This is a genomic window from Mesorhizobium sp. M0136, assembly GCF_040322515.1.
Taxonomy (GTDB): Bacteria; Pseudomonadota; Alphaproteobacteria; order Rhizobiales; family Rhizobiaceae; genus Mesorhizobium.
The window spans coordinates 120,660-140,294 of record NZ_JAMYTP010000011.1 but is presented as its reverse complement, the minus strand read 5'-3'; the positions used below and the strand labels follow the sequence as shown (position 1 = coordinate 140,294).

Below are 19,635 nucleotides of genomic sequence, written 5' to 3'. Positions count from 1 at the left end.
CGGCTGCCACAGCCTTGGGAGGCTTTACAGACCCATCGCCGCGAGGCCGTCGACAGTGTCCTTGTTGATCGGGACCAGCTGATCGACGATGATGTTATGGTTTTCGAAGTCGGGCTTGACTGTCCCTAGCCCTTCGATCGTATCGCCATCCTTGACTTCTTTGCCCTTCATGAGTTGGTCGGCCAGCGTGACGAAGACCTCACCCGCCTGCTTTGGATTCCACATGAAGCCGCCGGAGATCGCATCGCTCTTGATGAGCTTCTGGCCCTGCCCCGGCGAGAATGGGCCGAGCACGAATATCTGGCCCACCTTCCGGCGCTCTTCGATTGCACGACCAGCGCCAATCGGGCCTTGGCTGCCGAAGGCAAGGAAGCCTTTCAAGCCGGGATTGGCGGAAATCAGGTCAAGTGCAGTGCTGCGGCTCTTGTCCACATCCTCGGCGACGCCATAACGATCGCCGACCAGCTTCATGTCCGGATGGTTCTTCTTCAGATACGCGATTGCCGCATCGGCCCAGGCATTGTGCAGCGGCACTGTCAGTGAACCAACGAAGACTGCATATTCACCTTTGCCGCCCATCTTGTCCGCCAAGAGCTTCGCATGAGCCTCACCGAAGCCGGTCGCGGACGCGAGTTCGAAATCCCAGTCGGCGCCCTTCTGGCCGGGCGATTCATGCGTGATGACGATGATGCCGGCGTCCTTCGCCTTCTGCAGGACAGGTTCAAGCACCTTCGCGTCATTCGGCACGACACCTATGACCTTGACGCCCTGTGCGATCAGATCCTCGATGGCGCGAACTTGCAGTGCCGGATCGGCACTGGTCGGGCCAACCATGAATGCGTCGACGCCGAGCTTCTGGCCGCGCTCCTTGATGCCCGCCTCCATTGCGTTGAACCAGGGAATGCCGCCGATCTTGACGACGACGCCGACCTTGCCGGCCTGCTGAGCCATGGCAGCGATTGAGCCGCCAAGCACAAGGGTCGCGGCGAGCGCCGCGATCATCAACTTTTTCATCTGAACTCCTCCCATAACGTTCCCCTTGGGAACATACCTCCGCTACCGATTTGCGCTTGCACAATCGATGGTGCAAAGACTATCTTGCATCAGGGTGCGCTCGTCAAGGGAGATATTGCTCCAACCGAATATTGCTCTAAAGAGACCCTCCGGAGGCCAGATGGATCAGCAGGTCAAGAAGAAGGCGACGATCTATGATCTGTCCGTGCTATCGGGCAGTTCGCCGTCGACCGTGAGCGCAGTGCTGAATGGCACTTGGCGCAAGCGCCGCATCAAGGAAAGTACGGCGGAAACAATTCTCAGCCTCGCCGAACGCCACCAGTACACCACCAATCTGCAGGCGCGAGGCTTGCGACGGTCGCGATCTGGCCTCGTCGGCCTGATGCTGCCCATCCACGACAATCGCTACTTCTCCTCAATGGCGCAGACATTTGAGGGACATGTGCGCAGCCGCGGTCAATGCCCGGTCGTGGTCAGTGCCAGCCGCGACCCGGAAGAGGAACGCCGGACCGCGGAGACGCTGATTTCCTACTCAATCGACCAGCTCTTCATCGTCGGCGCCACCGATCCCGACGGCGTGCACGAGGTCTGCGAGGCGGCGGGACTGAGGCATGTCAACATCGACCTCCCGGGAGCAAAGGCGCATTCGGTGATCAGCGACAACTATGAGGGTGCGCGGATGCTGACGGAGGCAATCATCCGCCAGTTCGGCAATGATGACCCCCTGCGACCGGACGAGCTGTTTCTGTTTGGTGGCCGCAACGACCACGCAAGCCGCGAGCGCATCGCCGCCTTCCATGCGACCAAAAAGGCACTGTTGGGCGCCGACCCTGATGACGGAGTACAGTCCTCCGGCTATTCGCCCGACATAACATTGCGTGCCTTCGAGGCATTTTGCCAACGCCATGGCAAGTTGCCCCGCGCATTGTTCATCAATTCGTCGATCAATATGGAGGGTCTGCTGCGTTTCATGGCGGGCCGGCCGGCGGAGATGTTTAGCGAGCTTGTCGTCGGTTGCTACGACTATGACCCCTTCGCCTCTTTCCTGCCTTTCCCCGTAATCATGGTGCGGCAGAATTTTGAGGCGATGATTGCGAAGGCGTTCGAACTGATCAATGAACCTCCCACGGCCCCGCAGATTTTCCTGATTGCGCCGGAGTTGATCCAGCCCAGGTCTGCCCTGAAAGGGCCGCTGGACACGTTGAAGGATATGGCGTGAAGCGCCCCAAGAACCGGTCTTTGCACAGCTCTCTTCATCCAGGCATCAACGCCTGGCACATGTAGCGTCTTTATGGAAGTCAGCGGCGGCAGCGGAACAGTGGCGCGCAGGGAAGTTCGGCGCTCGCAGCAAACCTTTCCTCACAGTATTGCTGCTGGATCAGTTGCTCCGATCGGCTCGCGTCCTTGCTCTGGATACGCAAGCTCGCCGGACTCGTTATCTGTTGAGTAGCCTCAGGAGAAAGTTGAGAATGAAACCTGGCGTCGTCTCGGCGCCCTTCGGTTGCGCGCGGCCGGGCGGTGAAGGCTGGCGACGTACTGCTGTCGAAGCGATGATGCCAAACGCGACGGCACCATAGCCGAGGTGCTGGCCGGCGACTGGCTCGATGCCACGGATCCGCTGATCGCATTCGGGTGAATGGCAACTCGACCAAAGGGCCCACGTTTTATTGCCGCGACTTGCGGACGTCGTGCGGTGTGCAATGGAGGCGGCAACGAAAACGTGCGGGCTGAGATGCGCCCCATCGCAAGACTGAGTGCGGCCACGCCGTCGAAGCCCTTTTGGTCGAACCGGATGCGGATGTGGCAATGCCGGTGACTTTTTAGACAGCGACGGGATGTTTCCTGTTCAGTCGTTCCTGCTGCGGCGTCTGGGCGTAGAGTTCCCGGTAGCATTTGGAAAAATGCGACACCGAAACGAAGCCGCACGCGATGGCCACTTCGACTATGGGCAAGGCTGACTGGATCAGCAAATGCCGTGCGCGCTCAAGGCGGATATCCAAATAATAGCGGGCCGGGGAGCGACCCATTTCGAGATGGAACAGACGCTCGATCTGCCGTCGCGAGAGCCCGACATGGTCGGCAATATCACCAATCGATATCGGTTCGGACGGATTGGCGTCCATGAGTTCTATGATCGTCAGCACCTTGGAGTTCTGAACGCCAAGCCGTGCTCGCAGAGGAAGTCGCTGGTGATCGCTCGGGCTGCGTACTCGATCGGTCAGCACCTGCTCACATACGTGCCTGACCAGAGTGTCGTCGAAATCATCGCCGATCAGCTTCAACATCATGTCGAGAGCAGCAGTCCCGCCGGCGCATGTATAGATGTTCTGGTCGACCTCAAAAAGGTCGGCAAAAACGTTGGCGTTCGGAAACGCCTCGGCGAAGCCAGGCAGGTTTTCCCAATGGATGGCGCAGCGTTTGCCAGAGAGCAACCCGGCAGCCGCGAGCACATGCGCACCGGTGCAGAGCCCGCCGATCGCAACACCGCGATTATGTTCCTCGCGCAACCAGGCAAAGGCTTCCTTGTTTGAATAGCGCTCGATGTTGATGCCGGTGCAGACGATGACCATCGATGCCCTATCTGGGGCAGCCATCTTACGCCGCTCGTCCTCCAACGACGTGTTCACCGAGCACAACACGTTGTTCGAAGCGGGTACAGGCTGCCCGTCGATACTTGCGAGCCGCCATTTGTAGGCTTCGTAACCGAGCATCCGGTTGGCGATGCGGATAGGCTCCAGCGCCGTCGCAAAGGCGACCATGGTGAAATCCGGCACAAGGAAGAAGACGAGGGAACGCTGAACGGTGGGGCGGCCAGGCAGGTTCCTGGGGCCAAAATGACGTTGCGGCTCATGCGCATGGGCTCGCCTGCGGCCCGCGAGCACCTGGCAGCCCGGCACGCCTGACCGGCCCCTGCGCCAATTCGCGCGGCGGAGGCTGGGAAAGTTCGGCGCACGCCACAAACCCGTCCCCTCATAGTTTTGCTGCCAGATCGGATAGCTTCGATCGGCCTGCGTCGTTCTTTTCCGCCGGCGACGCGGGCTCGGCGTCCTGGCTATTGGTTAAGCAGCCACAGAACAAACGAGACACGACGCTAAGCAGAATCCGGTGCCGATCGGAGCGTAGAACGTGAAGTTCTTACGTTCGATCACCATCACCAGGCAATCTGCCCAGACCGACCCGCGACAACCAGGGCGACAAAAGGCCTCGTGCAAGTATGATCAAATCAACGACAATCGGCGTTCGCGACATGGCGCCCGAAACGGATCGGGGAATTCTCGATTGTTGTTTCAGCGCAGGAGCGAGCCGCTACCTGAACGTTTGGATGGCCTGCTATGTTCATTTTCCCGGGCGATAGCGCTCCCATTTGGGACACGCGACGTTGTGGGAGCTGAGATCAGCGAGCAAATCAAGCCTATCCAGAGGAGCGGAGCATCCCCTCCTCTCTGGCAGCGGCCTCGAAGGCCATGCGGACCTCCTGAGGCGACACCCTGCCCTCAAACCCATCTATGCAGGACTGCAGCGCCAGCTTCCATTTAGGTCCCCTCTTAGGCCATTTCATGAGTTCCTCGGCAGCACCCTCGACGTGATTGACGCCGTAGGTGACCCCGGGTCGGTCGGTCTTCACAAATACTGGAGGGTTGAACCAAATGAAGTGCCATAAGTCGGAATATAGCGCGGCTACCGCGTTGGCGGGAATTGACGGGACTTCTCGGAATGTCCATCGAGGGTGTCGGCAGTCTCAGCAGCAATCAATATGCAAGATCTGAAGGTAAGTGTCGCCCTGGCCGTCTGGCTGGTGGTCGGTTTCGTCGTGGCGATAAGGTTGATTGCTCAGCCGGAAGGTCTGCGGCAGCGGATGCTCATTCGCCCTGGGCGATATTGTTCATGTGGGGGCGCAGGCGCCATGAGGCGGAGGTTGAGGACGAACAAGCGGGCACGCTCTGAGCTTTAACAGGCGCGGCGTAGCATCCCTCCTTCCTAGGCAGCAGCCATTTAGAGGGCAAAAAGTCCGTTCGCGCCCACGCAAAGTAGTGGGCAGATATCAGCCACAAAAAATTGGCCCGATCTCGCGCAGCAGTGCAACGCGGGCGAACTGCCCCTCCTGCATCAACAGGAGGATTTCGTATCGAGCGAAATGCTCGCTAGAATTTCGTGGAGATCGGCGGTCATGTTCAGGCTCATCTCGGCAGGGAGCGGGCAACAAGCCGAAGGCGTTCATAAAGAACGGCCTCGTCGAACTCGCCGTCCGAGAAGAGTTCCATTGCGCTCACGCTCAGGCGCTCCGCCTCCATGCTACCAACGGAGATACCTGCCTCGGCGCAGACACGATCAAAGACCTGCTTTAACAAAGCCAGATCACCAGGATACGCAATGCCACTCATTGAGACAGGCCCATGGCAGCAGATACTTCGAAAATCGCCTCGGTTAGCTCTTCATCGGATGCGGCCAAATAAGGCGCAGCCCGCCTAATTTCCTTCACTGCCGCTTTGATCGAAACGGTGCCGTCATACTCGGCCCTGTTTAGAAGTGCAGCGATTGCTTGTTCTAGAACTGGACTTACCCTTTGAACACTGCTCATCCATCCCCCCAACGATACGCCCCAGCGGAATAATAATCTATTCTTGGTTGGCTTCAATTGGATGTAAGAAACGTACGGTTGGTCATCGTTGCTTTGCCCTCAGTCCGGGAATATTTCGCGCAAGAATATTGCGCATGCTCGTCTTAGAGCGTCCCGCCGCGGTGTGGCTTAGAAGGGCTCTCGTGATCTGCCCAGGGATTTGCACGTCGAGGTGCCGGCCGAAGTGCCGAAGTCAAGGTGGACGTCCCCTCACTGACCATTCAGCATGCCGGTCGCGCTGATGATCCGTCGCTCGCGGGCCAGCGCCCCAGCCATGCTGGGCGTGCCAGCTTGTCAGCCGCTCGCTATCGAGATCGAGCGCGTCCCAGGCTGAGTCGATGGAAGCGAAGCTTGCCGGCTTGATATTTGCAACGAATGAGGTTTGTTGGCGGAATAACGAATTGTTTGCGTGATTTGGCAATAAACAGCCCATCCGTTTCAACGCGCGACATTAGACAAGAGGAAAACTCGATGACCGTTTCTCCAGACCAAAGCGACCAGGCTGATCTCGTATCAATTACCGCCGACATCGTTTCCGCCTACGTGTCGAACAATCCCCTGCCGGTCGGCGAGTTGTCGAAGCTGATCGGGGATACCTATGTTGCTTTGCAAGGGATCGGCACACCTGTGGCTCCAGCCGCAGTCAAGCTGGAGCCCGCGGTGTCCATCAAGAAATCAGTGACACCGGATTTCATCATCTGCCTGGAAGACGGGAAGAAATTCAAATCCCTGAAGCGTCATATCGGGACGCACTACAATCTGAGCCCTGACCAATACCGCCAAAAATGGAACCTTCCCTCAGATTATCCGATGGTGGCGCCAAACTACGCGGCCACCCGCTCGGCCTTGGCAAAATCAATAGGGCTGGGGCGCAAGACGGCAGCACCGGCAACAACTGCGGCGGAAAAACCAAAACGAGCTGCTCGCCCCGCGACGGCTGTTAAGTCGCCGGTAAAGAAGGCGCGCAAGGCACTCGTCAAATCGTAGCGTGCTGCACGAAAAAGGAGGTCCTTGCGGTGTCGTACCTTAAAATGGCGAAGCCTACTGTTCCAGCATCGTTGAGCTTGATGGCCTGGACTTCAATGTCCGCCGCCCTGCTTCAGGGAGGCGTCGACCGGGATCAGAAAGTTTTCGCCGCCGAGCTGGAAACGGTGGCCGGAGAGTAGACGCCCGAGTAGACCCAAGTCGCCGCGCCGCACATGCAATGTCCAATCGCTCCCTTCCGGGCCATGTGTTCCGGCGCGTGCGGAAGGTGGCGGGCCAGCGGCCTAAGCCCGCTTCGTCGCGATCTTGGCAGATTTGATCTTCGGCGGCAAAGTTTCGACGAATGCCAGCGCAAGGTCGAGCCAGCCACGGAGATCCGCCTCGGTGGCCGTGCCCTCCGGCGCAACATGGACATAACCTTCCATCGAACGTCCGCCCATTTCCATCGGCCGCGCGTGCGGGCGGGCGGCAGCCGCCGCGTGCCCTTCCTTGCCGACGCGCACCAGGAGCCCGCGCTTCGAGGTGCCGATCAGCATGTTGCCGTTGAGCATAAAGCAGGTGCCGCCGAACATCTTTTGTTCGGTGACTTGGCGCGGGCCAAGGGCGGCGCGCAGACGCTCGACCATGGGGTCGGGTGCGATGCTGGTGACTGACTTTGCCATGCTCACCGCCCTCTGCGATTTGCGGGAGACAGGCAAGCACGGAAGCGGGTGGAGATTCAAGTGGAGTGGCGCGGCGTCCCCTTCCCTCAGCGGGGCGAAGTTGTTTCGCCTGACGGAAAAAGGGGGCGCTATCCCCTCTCCCCTGCAAGGAGAAAATCGGTCTCCGCGTCCTTCCTTCGCGCCGGCCTGGCCCGCGCTTCGTGCAGGATCGCCGCAGATCCGCTAGCATATCATGCGTCGCCCTTTCGGCTTCGCCTCGAGCGGGTGACCCCCTCCGATTTGTCTCCTTGCCCTCCGGGTCGCTACGTCCCGCCAATCAATCGACGGCAATTGAGAGCGACAACCGGCCGAGCTTTACAGAAAAAGGGAAGTCGGCGGCCCATCTTTTCAATGAGCATTGCCTGAACCCGCCGACCTGCGGATTGCCAGTGGCCCCGCGATTCGCAGCTTTGCCGGAACGGAAGCGTGCCGTCTAGGCGTGTATCCGTGATACCTGCGCCCTGCAGATACCCGTTGCATACCCCATTTTTTGGCCAAGTGGATTACTTCATGCCTGCGTTAAGCACCGCTGAGACGTGCGGATGCCTATGTATCGGCGCTCGCGGGCGCCGCTGGGCCCCCGAACACGATCACCCGCTAGCCGGCTCGCACCCGCTTGCTCGACGGCGGCCGCTTCGACCTCGACACCGCCGTGGAGTGTTCGCCCGGTTGCCTCCCGGCCGCAAGAATCAGCTCTTCGCCCGATTGCGCGCTGCTGCCCTGTTTGGGCAATGCAAGCTCAGTCCTGTGGTTCCGTGGCTGTCGCGCAGCACGAGACATGCTTCGCCTGCCACGAGACGCGTGTCCAGGGACACGACTACGTCTTTACCCGCTACGCGCCGTAACTCGGTTCCCGCGCAGAGAAACGCAGGGCGAACACGAGGGCGAGTTTGCGGCATCCCCGCCCCTCACCTGCGCTCGACGCGGTGAAGACCGCACCCCACAACGAAAGGATGTTCCAATGAAAAACTTGCTCGCAGGCCTCGCAATTATCGCGGCCACGTTCGGTAACGCACAAGCGCAGCCCGACAAACCCAGCATCGTTCTGGTTCACGGCGCCTTCGCTGACTCTTCGAGTTGGAACGGTGTCGTTGAGATTCTTGAAAAGGACGGCTTTTCCGTCGTAGCGGCAGCCAATCCGCTGCGAGGCGTCAGAAGCGACGGAGACTATGTCGCCGGCGTGCTTTCCTCGATAGAAAGCCTGGTCGTTCTCGTCGGCCATTCCTATGGCGGGTCGGTGATCAGCGACGCTGCCGATGGTCATGCCAATGTGAAGGCGCTGGTCTATGTCGCCGCATTTGCGCCGGAGGCGGGTGAAACCGCTGCGCAACTTGCAGGCAAGTTTCCAGGCAGCACGTTGGGTCCGACACTCGCTCCTCCTGTCGCGCTGTCGGGCGGTGGAAAGGATCTCTACATTCAGCAGGACAAGTTCCACGATCAGTTTGCCGCCGACGCTCCCGAAGCGCAAGCCAGACTGATGGCCGCAACGCAGCGGCCGATCGCGGAAGCCGCCGTCAACGAAGCCCAGGCCAAGGCTGCTTGGAAGAGCATCCAAGCTGGTTCATCTACGGCGACGCGGACAAGAACATCCCGCCGCGAGCATCTGCCTACATGGCTGAACGGGCTCACGCCCGCGAAACGATCGCGATTAAGGGTGCTTCGCATGTGGTGATGGTGTCGAATCCTGGGCCCGTAGCGCGGCTGATCGAGAATGCCGCCAGGGAGATATCGCGATGAAAGCCGTCGTCATGAACCGCACCGGGGGACCGGATGCGCTCGAAATCGTCGAGCGCCCCGAAACTGCTCCCGCGAGCGGACAAGTTCTGGTCGAGGTCGCCGCGGCGGGCGTGAACTTCATGAACATCGGCGTCCGCCAGGGCATGGCCTAGACGGAAACGCCCAATCCCAAGGTTCTGGGCGTAGAGGGTGCCGGGCGGGTGCTCGCCGTGGGCGATGGAGTCGAGCATTTCCGGCCCGGACAACGGGTTGCCTGGGTGTACGCGCCTGGAAGCTACACAGATCGGGCGATGGTACCGGCGGACGCGCTCGTGCCGATTCCGGACGGGATCGATGATCGTACGGCCGCTTCCGTGATGATGAAGGGGCTCACTGCCAGCCACTTCGCCACCGAATTCTATCCCGTCCAGCCCGGCGACGTCGCGCTGGTCCATGCGGCGGCGGAGGCGTCGGATTGCTGCTCACCCAGATCATCAAGCTGAGAGGCGGGCACGTGATCGGCCGCGTCTCGTCCGCTGACAAGATCGCCGTGGCAAGAGAGGCCGGAGCAGACCATGTGATCGTAGACACCGAGGGGCGATTCGCCAAGGAAGTCGTTCGCCTGTCCGGTGAAGGCGTCCACGTCGTCTACGACGGTTCCGGCCCGAAGACCTTTCAGGCTTCGCTCGATTCCCTGCGCCGCTCCGGCACCTTCTGCTGGTACGGCCCGGGGCTGGGCGGTCCCGGACCGTTCAACATCGTGACCCTGCCGAAAGGCATCAAGATCGGCTACGCAAGGTTCTTCGATCATATCCACACGCCGGCACTGCTTCGCGCCCGCACCGGACAACTATTCGACTGGATCGCCAGCGGCGACCTGAAGATCCGGATCGGCGGCGTCTACCCGCTCGCCGAAGCAGCATGCGCACATGCCGATATGGAAAGCCGTGGCACGACGGGAAAGCTTCTGCTCGTCCCCTGAGCCATCCGGCCTTTCTCACAATACGGTTCTCGGGAGGCGTCAATAAGCAAAGTTTCCGAGATCACTCCGCCCATTGCCGCTCCTCGATTGCCTTCTCCGTCAAGCTGCCTCCGCTGCCCTGGCGCGAGAGCGGAGCAGAGATCGTCGAAATCGCTGATCATTCTGGCACTGGGTCTGGCTTTTGAGATTGGTCTCCAGGTCCGCGATAAAGTACTGATCGATCCAGAACTGCTCCTGCGGAGTTTGGCGATCCGTGATAGTCATATATGTAAATTCCAAAAGGTCCGACAGACCGGCGGCCGCGCAACCTGTGATTTCGGCGACCTGGTGAAGTACCGGCGTTACTTGCCGGGGCGGCAATCGCATGAGACTGCGCGGGAGAGCGGGCCGGCTTGGTTCGTCGGCCATTGACGGGCTCAAGCGGCGTTAATCTTCATCTCTGCGCCGCGGACCATTTTTGTTACGGCGGCGAAGTCGAGCTTCCCTGAGCCCAGGACCGGCACTTTCGCAACGACGCGCACTTCGGCGGGCACCATCAGGTCCATGCCGCCATTAGCCTTGGCGAACATTAGGAAATCGGTGCGTGTGGCGTTAGCGGCCTCGGTGATGAGGATCAGCTTTTCACCCTTGCGTGCATCCGGCATGGTGGCGACCGCCGAAAGCGAGCCTTTCCACAATTCGCCCGCAAGCGCCTCGACTGCGGCCAGCGAGATCATTTCGCCGCCGATCTTTGCGAAGCGCTTGGCGCGGCCAAGAATGGTGATGAAGCCGACGTCGTCGATGCCGACGACGTCGCCCGTATCATGCCAGCCGTCTTCGAGCGGCTCGATCACGCCCGGGTTCTCGGCGCGCAGATAGCCTGCCATGACGTTAGGCCCGCGCACGAAAAGCCGTCCGCCATCCTCGACGCCGGGGACCGGATCCAGGCGATATTCCATACCCGGCATGATTTTGCCGACGCTGCCGGAGCGGTTGTACATCGGGGTGTTGATGGAGATCACCGGCGCGGTCTCGGTCACGCCGTAGCCTTCGAGGATGCGCAGGCCAAACTTTTCCATATACGTCGCGCGCGTCGAAGCCTTGACCGGTTCCGCGCCGGCAAAGCAGTAGCGCACTGAGCGGAAGTCGTAAGGGTGCGCGGTGCGGGCATAGCCGGCAAGGAACGTATCGGTGCCGAAGATGATCGTTGCGTTTGAGGCGTAAACAAGCTCCGGCACGATCCGGTAGTGCAACGGCGAGGGATAGAAATAGATCGGCACGCCCGAGATGAGCGGCAGCACGGTGCCCGCCGTCATGCCGAAAGAATGGAAGATCGGCAGCACATTGAAGACCTTGTCGCCCGAATGGAAGTCGATCCGCGAAGCAGCTTGCGCGGCATTGGCCAGGATGTTGCGGTGGGTGAGCACCACGCCCTTGGGCGTGCCTTCGGACCCCGAGGTGAAGAGGATCACCGCTGGGTCTTCGGGCTTGCGGGCCACCCGGGGGGTATTCTTGCGCAAAAGGCCGAGCAGCTTGTCCTTGAAGCCAATTGTGGCCCGCAGATCATCGAGCCAGACGATGTCGACCGAGCGGCCGAGCTCCTCGACCACGGCGCCGAGTTTTGCTTGTTCCACAAAGGTGCGGGAGGTCAGCACGGTGCGCACCTCGGCGGCCTGGCAAGCGGAGAGGATGTTGGCCGCACCGGCAGTGAAGTTCATCATCGCCGGAACCTTGCCCGCCGACATGACGCCGAGCAGCGTCGCACAGGCGCCGTTGGCGTTGGGCAGCATAATGCCGAGCGTCTGCTGGCCGGCATAGAGGTGCTTGAATTTCTCGCCAAGCACGGCGGCGGCTGTCAGCAGCTTGCCGTAACTCAGCGAACCGGTGACCGGGTCCTGCACGGCGAGCTGCTTCATGCCGCGTTCGTTCGCCGTCTGAATGATCTTCTCCAGCACGGTCTTGTCAATGTCCTGGGTGCGGAAGACGAGATCCGACATGACCTGGTAAAGGGCAGCGCCCGCCGCGGCGCGCCGCTTGCGGCCCTTCAGATCCAGCGGTACTTCAAGCTTGACCGGCTCCAGAATGGTCACCTTGACCTTCGGGAACAGCTGGCGATGCACATGCACCGAGGTCAGCCGCGAAAAATAGCTCTTCTCCAGCCCCTCGATGCGTACCGGCACGACCATCGAGCCGGTCTTGTCGGCCACCATGGCGGCACCGTCATAGACCTTCATGAGGCCGCCCGTCACTGTGATGCGGCCTTCCGGGAAGATGACGAGTGGATCGCCGCCTTGCACGATCTTGATAAGCGTGCGGGTCGACATCGGCTTGGCCGGATTGAGCGGCAGGGCGCGGGCAAGTTTCATAAACGGCTTCATCCACCAGGCTTGGGCGATGGTGTAGTCGATGGCAAACACCGGCTCCTCATCCGTCAGCGTCAGAGCCAGCGGACCGTCGAGGAAGCTGACATGATTGAGCGCCAGGATTGGTGCCGGGCCCGCCGCCTTGAGGTTCTCCAGCCCCTCCACCTCCAGACGATGGAAGGCTCGGAACAGGATGGAAACGAAGTCGCGGAAGGCATTTGTCGGCAGGTATCTCAGCATCAGCCAGGCGGCGACTACGTTGAGTGCGGGAGGCCGAACAGGATCCCTCCAGTGGAGACGCCGGCTGCCTGAATCGCGGCGACGACTATGCCACCTAACGTCATGAAGCCTGCATTGACGATGCTCACGGCGGCGACGACGCGAGCGCGGCGCGTTTCGGGCGCCCAGGCTTGCACTGCGGCGAAGGTCGGCACCACAAGAAAGGCGCTGGCAATAGCCATTCCCGCAAGGTCGATCGCAACATGGACCGTGTTTGGCCGGGCGAAGAATGTTGCGAGCGTTTCGGCCCTGAGCGAGGGCTGCGTGCTCCAGATGGTCCAGGCCAGGTCCAAGCCGAACAGCGCCATCAACGCCGTGCCAACCGGGGCCGGCAAGAGCACGATGCGGCCCTGCGACATCCATGCGGCTATAGCAGAGCCAATGGCGATCGAGACGGCGAACACCGCGAGATAGGCGGTGACAGCGATCTCTCCGCCACCGAGCGAATCCTTCACCAACGTAGGCAGGATCGAAAGGACGATGGCCCCGATCAGCCAGAACCACGACGTCATCAGTCCGGCGCGCCAGATCCGCTTGTCGGCACGCAGGCCGTTCAGCTGTCGCCACGTCGAGCGAAAGATGTTTTTGTCGATGACTAGGCCGGGAGCCGCAAGACCGGTCGACGGGATGTAGCGGCTGACAAGCCAACAGGCGACGGCAAGGATCATCATGATCGGCCCGAACACCGAGACGCCTATGCCATCGGCCGAGACGACGCCTCCGGCGATAGTGCCGCCGAGGATGGCGGCGAAGGTTGCCGATTCGATCCAGGCATTGGCGCGAGGCAATTCCTTGCGCTCGAGATGATCCGGCAGGATGCCGTACTTGATCGGTCCGAACAGTGCCGAGATGACGCCGAACATGAGCAACGCGATCATCAGCACCGGGATCGACGCCAGCGCGATTCCAACGACAGCGACAGCCGCAGCGGCGATCTCGGCGAATTTCAGCCGACGGGCGATTAGGGCCTTGTCGAACCGGTCGGCGATCTCGCCACCAAGGGCGGACAAGAGCAGGAAGGGAGCCATGAATACCGCTCCCGCCAGCGTGACCAGTGATGCCGCCTTGTCGGCCGCCAGGGTGAACAGAATAAGGAACACCAGCGTGTTTTTGAGGAAATTGTCGTTGAAGGCGGACAGGAACTGCGTCCAGAAGAGAGGCGCAAAGCGCCGTGACCTCATCAAATGACTGTTCGTGTCGTCGTTCGAGGCGATTTCCATTGCGGCGGCTTCCTTTGGGCAAGACCGTTGAAGATCGAGGTCGTATCGATCAGCGGTCTTGCACGGTTTGAGCTTTTGTAGTGGCAACCCGGTTACACTTCGTTACTGCGGCTCCCACCCATCAGCCACTTTGGGTTTGGATCTTCCAGCCGGTTCATGAAGCGGCTTGCCTCTCCCGCGTCTCGCATTCTTGGCGATGGTGATCGAGGTATGCACGAGCCTGGTCGCGGCCATCGGAACCCCTTGGCGACAAAGCTTGCTCCATGAAATTGATGCCGCCCTCATTATCGGAGCGGCGATAGGGAAATTGGCATGGTGAATGTCTGCAGGCGCTTGGACCCTTGGGAGGCATAGCTGTTGGATGTCATGGATATTGTCTTTTGGTTTCAGGGTGAGGTTGCGCCGGCGTTGGTCTGTTTCCAGCCCGGATACCCGCCACCCTCTCCGAGCGGATCGCAGAACGGCGCCGCCAATCTGAGCACTGCCATATCCGCCTAATTTTCCACTGCCGAACGGACGATGAAACGCGCAAGCGAGTTTCCGGATCGGAAGGCATGCGTTGGGTTGCCCACACGATGCAGAGGCGCTGCTATGTTGGCGCGACACGCTCGACGGCAGGTGCGGACGGCACAAGAATTTTCGAGAGGCCCGTGGTGACTGGAGATTGCGCTGGTCAGTATCAGGGGCGCCGGCAGCACCTGCAAGGGCAACGTCATACCGGAGAATGGAGGTTGCGCTGGGAGGCTGTTGCTTCGGCTACCAACTCAAGGTGATTGTCTGCGAGAGTTCGGCGATGTCGCCATAGATCATCGAACCTGGGACGAGAAAACATTTATCACCGAGGACTTCGAAGACTGAGCTCGACGCGGTGCAAACCGGCAGGTTCTTCGAATTGGCGTACGTGCCCAGGGTCGCGGTTTCGACCTTACGGTCCTTGGCTTCGGCACAGCCGACACTGTTCGCGAGGATTGCGATGGCAATGAGAGTCCTCTTGCTCATATTTTGCCCCTGGAGCCAGCACTTGTCGGGTAAGTCGCGCGATGCATCAAAGTAGCACCGGCCCACGATCGGCTTCATCCATCGATTGGAGGAAGCGGGCTCATCCATACTTAGCGATATCTTGAGTGAGGCGCCGAGCGGCCTAGCTGTGCGATTGGCCCACGCTGCACGGTGGCGGAACAAATCATGATCATTCTCATTGTGGTGATCATCAAGGGAGATTGAGCATGGTCGACCGGTACAACCCAAAAGTCGAGGCGTCGGCAAATGTCGAAAAGGACCCGGAAGATTGGGTCAGCGGAGATGATCCAATGACCCCCGCACAAGCGTCCTATTTGAAAACTCTGGCCGAACAGGCCGACGAGCCTGACGCCTATGCTGACGGCCTTAGCAAGGCGGAAGCTTCTAAACGCATTGATGCGCTGCGGGAGAAGTTAGGCCTGTAGCGTCCTCTCGTGGCTTTTCCTCTCCAGAGAAGGACAGCCGATCGGCTCGGATTGGGACAGTTTTGCCGGTTGTGACCCGCGCAATTAATTTTTCTGAATTCCGCGCGTTGCTGCTGGACTCGGGATCGAGACGACAAGCGGCGGATGGGAGCGGCTTCTAGCCTAGCAGCCCGGCAAGACCTCGCGCCCACCAGTCCAATTCTGCTGTCGAAACAGATCAGGACGTCCCGATGAGGGCGATGGTCACCAGAGACACAAAAAGGACAAGGGCGATTGCAGCGCCCCAGAGGAGAACTTTTTCGGTGCCGCGTTGCTCTTCCTCGCGAGATATGTCTTTCGCCATTGCATGCATCCTTTGCGAAGGTCGACGACTTAGCAACGTGCCGCGCCAAGGCTGAGTTCCGGCAACTATCTTGCCCCTTCGGCGCTGACAGTAAGTTCTCGGAATCAAGCGTCGTGTTGTCCAACCGTCGGTTGGTGGACGTATTGCAGCCGATGCTTCTAAAATCCCTGTGATCCGCGCGCACAGGGCATGCCCGACCCCGAGCCCCGCCCGGTGCTATAGCGCTTGATCGGCCCCGCCGCATCAAACTGTGCGGCGGGCTTTTTTTACTCATGCGATGGAAAGGTCTGCCTTGGCAGCAAACTTTTTCCCTTATATTTTTTGCTGCCGGATCGGATAGCTTCGATCGGCCTGCGTCGTTCTTTTCCTCCGGCGACGCGGGCTCGCCGTCCTCGCTACCGGTTGAGCAGCCACAGAACAAACGAAAGCACGATGCTGATAAGAATCCCGGTGCCGATCGGAGCATAAAACGTGAAGTTCTCACGTTGGATCACGATGTCACCGGGCAATCTGCCCAGACCGACCCGCGACAACCAGGGCCACAACAGGCCTATGGCAACTACGATCGAACCAACGACAATGAGAGTTCTGGTCATGGGGGATCCGGCCGGGAATATAGTGAGTCCCTTGGCTGGGCTCATTTTCATTGCTGTTTTGCAGTCGTTGCGCCTCAATTTCTTTTGGTTTTTTCTTGTCAATCTTCGCCGTCTCATTGTCGGCATCGACGACTGCGCGAAGCAATTCGTCCATCTTGGCGTGCAGAGCCTGAGTATCGCGGTGCTCGGCGAGCTGGATGAACAGCGTCATAGCCCAGATCGCCAGTGTGGCAACACCATGACTGTCAAAGCCATTTTGGCCTGGGCACGGCCTGCACTGCTTCAGATGTTCGGAGGCGTCCATGTCTCATCACCAATGCGTCCGAATGCCGTTCTCCTCGTTGACAGTCGCCGAGAATACACCAGTTTGATCTGAGACAGGTCGCAGGTTGGCGCCTGCAAGCACCTGAAGCCAGCGACTATTTTGATGAAAAACGGTCGAGGACAACTCCGGATGGAGGCGTGCTGTCGCAGCGACCAAATTGCAATGTCGCCGGGCCTCGCCAGAGCGTGTCCATCCTTCTCCGGCTCGCGCGTTGGAGGATGGCAGATCGCCGGCTCTATCCTGGTGGCGAGCAGCAGACGTTCGCAATGGCCGGGCGCTCACAGTTTCACCCAGCTGCTGGTGATGAATGAGGTGAGGCCTGCCGCGCCTCGTTGTGGGTCGGCTGGAGGATGTGCTCGCCAGAGCAGGCTTGACAGTTCTGCTGGAGGGGGCGGGTTTGTCCGCCTCTGTTCGCGGGTATGTGCTCGAAGGTCAGATTGTTCGAGCTCATCGATGACCGGGTCGTTGTTCGCCTGCCTGGTACATGATTTCGGGACAATCTGGGGGCAGGCGTTCAAGGCAGACGTGAGTTCTCGTGGCCGAAGATGGCGGCGGCGGCCGACATTGGCTGTTCAATCTGTTCCGATGGATGCAAATCGGTCGGGTGACGGTTGAACCAATGACGCTGGAGATCACAGTCGGACCGCCGCGCCTGGCGATTAACCAGGGACGCAGCTTCCTTGTCACCGAACCGGATGGCCAGATCGCCTGGCCCACTTATAATGGCTTATATGCGTCTGACACACGCCTGATATCCAGCTGGCAGATCTTTGCCAATGGGCAAGCATGGGACCTCCTCAATTCCGGAAACATCGCCTACTTCGCCGCCAAGATCTATCTGGTCAATCAGGGGTTCGCGACGGAAACGAACCATGTGCCAGCAGGCAGCCTGGGGCTGGTAATCGGCCGCGCCTTGGATGGGGGGCTGCATGAGGATCTTGAACTCGTAAACCACGGGCAAATGTCAGTGCGCTTCAATTTGGAAGTTGCCATGCGCAGCGACTTTGCCGATCTTTTCGAAGTCAAGGCCGACGCGATCGTCCGCCGCGGACGTATTACCACGGAATGGCTGTCCAGAGCGGCGAGCCTTCGTACCTCCTACGTGAATCGAGACTTCAAGCGAGACGTCATTGTCAAGGTCCGCCGGATGGCCTCAAAGCCCGTCTATGCCAATGGCCGGATCAGCTTCGATATCAAGCTCGAACCGGGCGCGAAATGGCATGCTTGCCTTCTCTATGACTTTGGCAATGGCGAGACAATCTATCGCGCGCCCCGAGTCTGCATTGACAAATGCCTCGAGTCGAAAACTGCAAAACGCCTCGCCGGATGGCAACGCAGCGCCTTGAAGTTCAACTGTTCCAATGGCGAATTTCACCGCTTCTACCATCAGGCGGTCGAAGACATGGCCGCGCTGCGGCTGCCGATCGAAGGAACGGACGAACTGGAATACGTGCCAGCCGCCGGACTGCCCTGGTTCATAAGCCTGTTCGGTCGCGACAGCCTGATAGTCTCTCTGCAGAATGGCTTGATCTACCCAGATTTTTCGCGCGGCGCCTTGGACGTTTTGGGGCGATTTCAGGCCACCGAACGCGACGACTACCGCGATGCGGAACCGGGAAAGATAATGCATGAGCTTCGCACCGGCGAACTCGCCCATTTCAATTTGATCCCCCATACGCCGTATTACGGCACGGCCGATGCTACGCCTCTGTATCTTATCGTGCTCCACAACACTTGGCGTTGCACCGGCGACCCGAGCCTGCTCGAACGACACATCGCAACGGCCGAGAAGTGCCTGGATTGGATTGACCAGTATGGGGACCGTGACGGCGACGGTTTCCAGGAATACGAAACCCGCTCGGCTGCGGGGTACGAGAACCAGAGCTGGAAAGACGCCGGTGACGCTTTGGTTTATCCCGATGGCACCCTGGTGAAGGGACCCAAGGCGCTGTGCGAATTGCAAGGCTATGTCTATGATGCTTGGCAGCGCATGGCTGAAATCTTCGATGCCAGAGGCGATGGCGATCGTGCCGGGCAGCTTCGCCTCAAAGCCAAGTGCTTGTTCGATCGATTCAACCAGGTCTTCTGGGACGAGGCATCCGGTTTCTATGCATTCGCGTTGGATGGCGACAAGAAGCCGGTGCTGAGCGTGGCTTCCAACCCCGGTCACTGTCTTTGGTCGGGAATTGTCCCACCCGACCGAGCCGCCAGGGTGGTGCATCGGCTGATGAGGACGGATATGTGGAGCGGTTGGGGAATACGGACACTTTCAGCCGATCACCCGGCCTACAATCCACACTCCTATCAACGCGGCTCCGTCTGGCCGCATGACAACGGGCTGATCGCGCTCGGCTTCCGGCGCTATGGCTTTTTTGCGGAAGCATGTCGCCTTTCTCGCGACGTGAGCAGCGCCGCAATCTACTTCATGCAACATCGCATGCCAGAGCTGTTCGCCGGGTTGCCGCGAACACCTACGACCTTCCCCGTGCAATATAAGGGAGCGAACGTTCCGCAGGCATGGGCGGCCGGATCCTGTTTTTCGCTTCTGCAGGCGATCATCGGCTTTCAGCCCGACGCTCCAGATGGCAAGCTGTACATCGATCCCAGGCTGCCCGACTGGATAGACGAACTCACCCTGAACGACTTGCGCCTGGGCAAAGATCGCCTCGAACTCCATTTCTGGCGCGAGGGCGCCGAGACCCGTTGGCAAGTGAGCGACGGCGATCCTTCACTGGTGGAAGCGCGAAGTTGTGCCACCGGCCCGAACTTGCGCTTGGCCTGCTTATGAGGTTTGCTCCGGCGGAACCATCTGCCTACTTTCAGGTCCTACGTGTAGAGGGCCGCGCGTCTGCTCAAGAAGAGCAACATGAACCCGGACCAGATCGCTGCCCCGCCGTTTTGCGTTGAAGGTTGCGATGGTGGTCATTCGTCGCCCAAGCCGATCCGCTCGATTTTGCAACTCCGCCGGTTGCCGTGACAAAGCTCCCTTTCCCCCGGCTTGGAAGTGCTTAGCTGTCGTCCTTATAGGACTTGGCGGCTTCATCGATCTTACGCCAATCGTTTCCGTGGC

The 19,635-nt window shown here is 59.9% G+C and carries 15 protein-coding genes and 4 pseudogenes; 7 read left to right on the top strand and 12 right to left on the bottom strand.

The window, feature by feature from the left end; all coding sequences use genetic code 11:
• Positions 1-24: 24 nt before the first annotated feature.
• Positions 25-1,014, bottom strand: coding sequence for an autoinducer 2 ABC transporter substrate-binding protein (locus tag NKJ35_RS15660; RefSeq protein ID WP_352479380.1), 990 nt, complete (start codon positions 1,012-1,014; stop codon positions 25-27).
• Between the two features lie 160 nt (positions 1,015-1,174).
• Here NKJ35_RS15660 and NKJ35_RS15655 point away from each other — a divergent pair, with 160 nt between their 5' ends.
• Positions 1,175-2,233: a LacI family DNA-binding transcriptional regulator gene (locus NKJ35_RS15655; RefSeq protein ID WP_352479381.1), complete on the top strand. Its 1,059-nt coding sequence runs from the start codon at positions 1,175-1,177 to the stop codon at positions 2,231-2,233.
• Positions 2,234-2,834: 601 nt separating this feature from the next.
• On the opposite strand, the gene NKJ35_RS15650 is transcribed toward NKJ35_RS15655, so the two are convergent.
• The 5 genes from NKJ35_RS15650 to NKJ35_RS15630 all read right to left on the bottom strand — a co-directional run bounded on the left by NKJ35_RS15650 (position 2,835) and on the right by NKJ35_RS15630 (position 5,593).
• Positions 2,835-3,773 carry a GlxA family transcriptional regulator gene (locus NKJ35_RS15650; RefSeq protein WP_352648225.1) on the bottom strand — a complete coding sequence of 313 codons (939 nt, stop codon included), beginning with the start codon at positions 3,771-3,773 and terminating at the stop codon, positions 2,835-2,837.
• A 376-nt stretch (positions 3,774-4,149) separates the two neighbouring features.
• Positions 4,150-4,263 carry a DUF2905 family protein gene (locus NKJ35_RS15645; protein ID WP_352648223.1) on the bottom strand — a complete coding sequence of 38 codons (114 nt, stop codon included), beginning with the start codon at positions 4,261-4,263 and terminating at the stop codon, positions 4,150-4,152.
• 163 nt (positions 4,264-4,426) lie between these two features.
• Positions 4,427-4,639 (bottom strand): DUF982 domain-containing protein, encoded by a 213-nt coding sequence (locus NKJ35_RS15640; protein WP_352648220.1) that lies wholly within the window; start codon positions 4,637-4,639, stop codon positions 4,427-4,429.
• 553 nt (positions 4,640-5,192) lie between these two features.
• Positions 5,193-5,396 (bottom strand): hypothetical protein, encoded by a 204-nt coding sequence (locus tag NKJ35_RS15635; protein WP_352479385.1) that lies wholly within the window; start codon positions 5,394-5,396, stop codon positions 5,193-5,195.
• Positions 5,393-5,593, bottom strand: coding sequence for a hypothetical protein (locus NKJ35_RS15630; RefSeq protein ID WP_352480157.1), 201 nt, complete (start codon positions 5,591-5,593; stop codon positions 5,393-5,395). The genes NKJ35_RS15635 and NKJ35_RS15630 overlap by 4 nt, the downstream gene beginning before the upstream one ends.
• Positions 5,594-6,103: 510 nt before the next feature.
• Between NKJ35_RS15630 and NKJ35_RS15625 the strand changes: the two genes are divergently transcribed.
• Entirely contained in the window at positions 6,104-6,619 is a 516-nt protein-coding gene (locus NKJ35_RS15625; RefSeq protein ID WP_352648216.1) for a Ros/MucR family transcriptional regulator, read from the top strand.
• Positions 6,620-6,900: 281 nt separating this feature from the next.
• On the opposite strand, the gene NKJ35_RS15620 is transcribed toward NKJ35_RS15625, so the two are convergent.
• A complete protein-coding gene (locus tag NKJ35_RS15620; RefSeq protein WP_352648213.1) occupies positions 6,901-7,278 on the bottom strand; it encodes a TfoX/Sxy family protein in 378 nt (125 codons plus the stop codon).
• Positions 7,279-8,081: 803 nt separating this feature from the next.
• Between NKJ35_RS15620 and NKJ35_RS15615 the strand changes: the two are divergent.
• From NKJ35_RS15615 to NKJ35_RS15605, 3 pseudogenes are all read left to right on the top strand, one after another.
• A pseudogene (locus tag NKJ35_RS15615) lies at positions 8,082-8,162 on the top strand (cytochrome P460 family protein); the annotation flags it as partial.
• 116 nt (positions 8,163-8,278) lie between these two features.
• A pseudogene (locus NKJ35_RS15610) lies at positions 8,279-9,054 on the top strand (alpha/beta fold hydrolase).
• A pseudogene (locus NKJ35_RS15605) lies at positions 9,051-10,015 on the top strand (quinone oxidoreductase family protein). Before NKJ35_RS15610 ends, NKJ35_RS15605 begins: the two co-directional pseudogenes overlap by 4 nt.
• A 416-nt stretch (positions 10,016-10,431) precedes the next feature.
• Here the strand turns inward: NKJ35_RS15605 and NKJ35_RS15600 are convergent.
• Both NKJ35_RS15600 and NKJ35_RS15595 read right to left on the bottom strand, forming a co-directional pair.
• Positions 10,432-13,817: pseudogene (locus NKJ35_RS15600) on the bottom strand (acyl-[ACP]--phospholipid O-acyltransferase).
• Between the two features lie 795 nt (positions 13,818-14,612).
• The gene (locus tag NKJ35_RS15595) at positions 14,613-14,855 is read right to left on the bottom strand and encodes a hypothetical protein (protein WP_352479397.1); all 243 of its coding nucleotides are present in this window, start codon (positions 14,853-14,855) and stop codon (positions 14,613-14,615) included.
• A 227-nt stretch (positions 14,856-15,082) separates the two neighbouring features.
• On the opposite strand from NKJ35_RS15595, the gene NKJ35_RS15590 reads away from it, so the two are divergent.
• Positions 15,083-15,301 carry a DUF3072 domain-containing protein gene (locus NKJ35_RS15590; protein ID WP_352648210.1) on the top strand — a complete coding sequence of 73 codons (219 nt, stop codon included), beginning with the start codon at positions 15,083-15,085 and terminating at the stop codon, positions 15,299-15,301.
• 217 nt (positions 15,302-15,518) lie between these two features.
• On the opposite strand, the gene NKJ35_RS15585 is transcribed toward NKJ35_RS15590, so the two are convergent.
• The 3 genes from NKJ35_RS15585 to NKJ35_RS15575 all read right to left on the bottom strand — a co-directional run bounded on the left by NKJ35_RS15585 (position 15,519) and on the right by NKJ35_RS15575 (position 16,544).
• Positions 15,519-15,644, bottom strand: a complete 126-nt coding sequence (locus NKJ35_RS15585) for a hypothetical protein (protein ID WP_352648208.1) — start codon at positions 15,642-15,644, stop codon at positions 15,519-15,521.
• Between the two features lie 395 nt (positions 15,645-16,039).
• Positions 16,040-16,240, bottom strand: a complete 201-nt coding sequence (locus tag NKJ35_RS15580; RefSeq protein WP_352648206.1) for a DUF2905 domain-containing protein — start codon at positions 16,238-16,240, stop codon at positions 16,040-16,042.
• Complete coding sequence (locus tag NKJ35_RS15575) at positions 16,143-16,544, bottom strand: low affinity iron permease family protein (protein WP_352648204.1); 402 nt, start codon at positions 16,542-16,544, stop codon at positions 16,143-16,145. Before NKJ35_RS15575 ends, NKJ35_RS15580 begins: the two co-directional genes overlap by 98 nt.
• 556 nt (positions 16,545-17,100) lie before the next feature.
• On the opposite strand from NKJ35_RS15575, the gene NKJ35_RS15570 reads away from it, so the two are divergent.
• Positions 17,101-19,353, top strand: coding sequence for an amylo-alpha-1,6-glucosidase (locus NKJ35_RS15570; protein WP_352648202.1), 2,253 nt, complete (start codon positions 17,101-17,103; stop codon positions 19,351-19,353).
• The last annotated feature ends 282 nt before the right edge of the window (positions 19,354-19,635 follow it).